Below are 3,013 nucleotides of genomic sequence, written 5' to 3'. Positions count from 1 at the left end.
TCATTCTAAACGGCAAAAGCAGCCAAAATGACGAACTGCGTCAGGCGGTGAAAGCCTTGCGCGAAGAAGGTTATCCTCTGCATGTGCGCGTCACTTGGGAACACGGCGACGCGCTGCGCTATATCCATGAGGCGATAGCCCTGGAGGCGGACAACGTGATCGCCGCCGGCGGCGACGGCACCATCAATGAAGTCGCCGTGGCGCTGGCGCATCAGGAAGCGGAACACCGTCCGTGTCTGGGCATTGTGCCGTTGGGTACGGCCAACGATCTCGCCACCAGCTGCCGGATTCCCACCGACCTACATCAGGCGCTGCGGCTGGCGATTTTGGGCCGCGCCACCGCCATCGATCTGGCCCGGGTCAACGACCGCCACTACTTTATCAACATGGCGACGGGCGGTTTTGCCACCCGCATCACCACCGAAACCCCCGCCGCCATGAAATCGGCGCTGGGCGGCGCGGCCTACGTGCTGAACGCGCTGCTGCGCATCGACACCCTGAAAGCCGAACGCTGTCAGGTGAAAGGACCGGATTTTGACTGGGAGGGCGATACGCTGGTCATCGCCATCGGCAATGGTCGTCAGGCGGGAGGCGGACAGCAGCTGTGCCCGGAGGCGGTATTGAATGACGGGCTGTTGCAACTGCGCGTGCTGTCTGCGAAGGAGCTATTGCCGAATATGATGCAGGCGCTGATGTCGGGCGGCGAGAATCCCAACATGATCACGACTGCCCTGCCGTGGCTGGAAATCACCGCGCCGAATGAGATGACGTTCAATCTGGATGGCGAACCGCTGACCGACAACCACTTCCGTATCGAAGTGGTGCCGGAAGCGCTGCGCTGCCGTTTCCCCAGCCCTTGCCCGCTGCTGCGCGAGTAGTCGACCGGGGTCGGGACACCGCTATTCGCGTCGCAGGCGCTGACTGTTCGCCAGATACAGCGTCACCACCAGAATCAAGATCGCGCCCGCGTAGATCAGGGTATAGGTGGGGTTCTTGTGGTCGACGATAATCAGCCGCACGATGGCGGTGATCCCGATATAGACAAAATAGCGCAGCGGGAAGTGATAGCCCGACTCAAAATACTTCACAATCAACGCGATAAATTCGAAATACAGAAAATATACCACCAGACTTTCAATCAGCAGGTAGGTGGAATCCTTTTCACTGCTCACCATCAATGCCTTGGCCAGATGCAGCGTCTCTTTACCCAAAAACACCACCAGAATAATAGCGAGAGCCAGTAAACCTATATTGAGTATCGTTTGTAACCCTTTGGCGATCATGATCGAACGCGATGAACCTGCCATGCACATGACTCCTTACCATCCTTCATTTTTCTGCATCTACGCCGGCGGCGGACTGCTATTGCTGTGTGCGACGCCCTTATGGACGTCGTGAATCGGCCGGAAAAACCTGACGCCGATCACAAAATTACCGGTAGCCCCTATGACTGTCCATGTAAATCTCATCTTCCGCAGAGATAGGCATCACCACCAGCGGTGAAAATGATGCACCGGTCCTATCCCCTGCCCGACTTCCAGCGTATCTGCCTGTTCTAAAGCCCCTTGCAGATAAGCTTTGGCAGCGGCCACGCAGGCCGACCAATTGTCACAACGGGGACGCAATGCCGCCAACGCCGCCGATAGCGTGCAGCCCGTACCATGAGTATGGCGGGTATTGACCCTAACCGCCGAAAAACGCTGCGGCGGCGCCCCAACGGTAAACAACCAATCCGGACTTTCGCTGCCGGCAAGATGGCCGCCCTTCATCAATACCGCCTGACAGCCCAACGCGAGCAGCGCTTCGCCCTGTTCCCGCATCGCGTTTTCATTCTCGGCGATCGGACACCCCAGCAGCGCCGCCGCCTCTGGCAGATTCGGCGTGATGATCGACACCTGCGGCAACAACCGTTGGCGCAGCGACGCGATCGCCTGCGGTTGCAGCAGCGGATCGCCGCTTTTCGCCAGCATCACCGTATCCAGCACCACGAACGGCACCGGATAGCGGCGTAGCCGTTCGGCCACGATCTCCACGATATCCGCCTCGGCCAACATGCCAATTTTGACGCAGTCTATCCGCACATCGCTCAGCACCGAGTCGAGTTGAGCGCCTACGAAGTCAGGTTCGATACGATAAACCGACTGCACGCCACGGGTGTTTTGCGCCACCAGCGCCGTCACCACGCTGGCGCCATAGGCTTCCAGCGCGGAGAACGTTTTCAAGTCGGCCTGAATACCCGCGCCACCGCTGGGATCGGTGCCCGCAATCGTCAATGCATTGATCCGTTTCATTCTGCGGCCGCCTCCGTCGTCATGAACAGCTGATCCAGAAACCGCGGGATAAAACTGCCGGGACCGACCGCGCCTTCGGCGGCGCGTTGCCCACATTCGGACATCACCGCACAGGCCGCGGCAATATGCTGCAGGCGGTCGCCCGGCAGCGAGCAAAACCCCGCCACGACAGCCGACAACGCACAGCCGGTGCCGACGACGCGGGTCATCAGCGGATTTCCACCCGCGACAGCCCAGTCACGCTCGCCGTCGGTGACATAATCCACGTCGCCCGTCACCGCCACGCAAACGGACCAGCGTCGGGCCAGTTCGCGCGCCGCGGGCAACGCGACCAACGAGGTATTGCCACTATCCACCCCGCGTCCCTGCGAATCCGCGCCGGACAACGCCAGAATTTCGGAGGCGTTGCCGCGCACGGCGGCAGGCCGCAACGCCAGCAGTTCACGGGCGAAGTCGCTGCGAAACGTCAGCGCGCCGACGGCGACCGGGTCCAGCACCCAGGGCCGACCGGCTTGATTGGCACTCGTCACGGCAGACCGCATAGCATCCGCCCGGACCGGCTCCAGCGTACCGAGATTAATCAGCAGCGCATCGGCCAACGCGCTGAACTGGGCGGCTTCGCTGCGCTCCACCACCATCGCCGGAGACGCGCCCAGCGCCAGCAGCACATTGGCCTGTCTCTTATACACATCTCCGAGCCCACGAGACTAAGGCGAATCTCG

General features: G+C 60.8%; 3 protein-coding genes and 1 pseudogene. 1 reads left to right on the top strand and 3 read right to left on the bottom strand.

The window, feature by feature from the left end; translation table 11 throughout:
* Window positions 1-2: 2 nt before the first annotated feature.
* On the top strand, window positions 3-878 hold the full coding sequence (gene yegS / locus Q7O77_RS16385) for a lipid kinase YegS (protein WP_304169755.1): 876 nt from the start codon (window positions 3-5) through the stop codon (window positions 876-878).
* Between the two features lie 21 nt (window positions 879-899).
* Here yegS and psiE read toward each other — a convergent pair whose 3' ends face one another.
* From psiE to thiM, 3 genes and pseudogenes are all read right to left on the bottom strand, one after another.
* A complete protein-coding gene (psiE, locus tag Q7O77_RS16380; protein ID WP_304169753.1) occupies window positions 900-1,307 on the bottom strand; it encodes a phosphate-starvation-inducible protein PsiE in 408 nt (135 codons plus the stop codon).
* Between the two features lie 180 nt (window positions 1,308-1,487).
* A complete protein-coding gene (thiD, locus tag Q7O77_RS16375) occupies window positions 1,488-2,291 on the bottom strand; it encodes a bifunctional hydroxymethylpyrimidine kinase/phosphomethylpyrimidine kinase (RefSeq protein WP_304169751.1) in 804 nt (267 codons plus the stop codon).
* Window positions 2,288-2,965: pseudogene (thiM, locus tag Q7O77_RS16370) on the bottom strand (hydroxyethylthiazole kinase); the annotation flags it as partial. The gene thiD and the pseudogene thiM, both read right to left, overlap by 4 nt.
* Between the last annotated feature and the right edge of the window lie 48 nt (window positions 2,966-3,013).

Source organism: Lonsdalea britannica, assembly GCF_946477055.1.
Classification (GTDB): domain Bacteria; phylum Pseudomonadota; class Gammaproteobacteria; order Enterobacterales; family Enterobacteriaceae; genus Lonsdalea; species Lonsdalea britannica_A.
The sequence above is the reverse complement of the archived record's forward strand: the minus strand, read 5'-3'. Positions and strand labels throughout refer to the sequence as shown.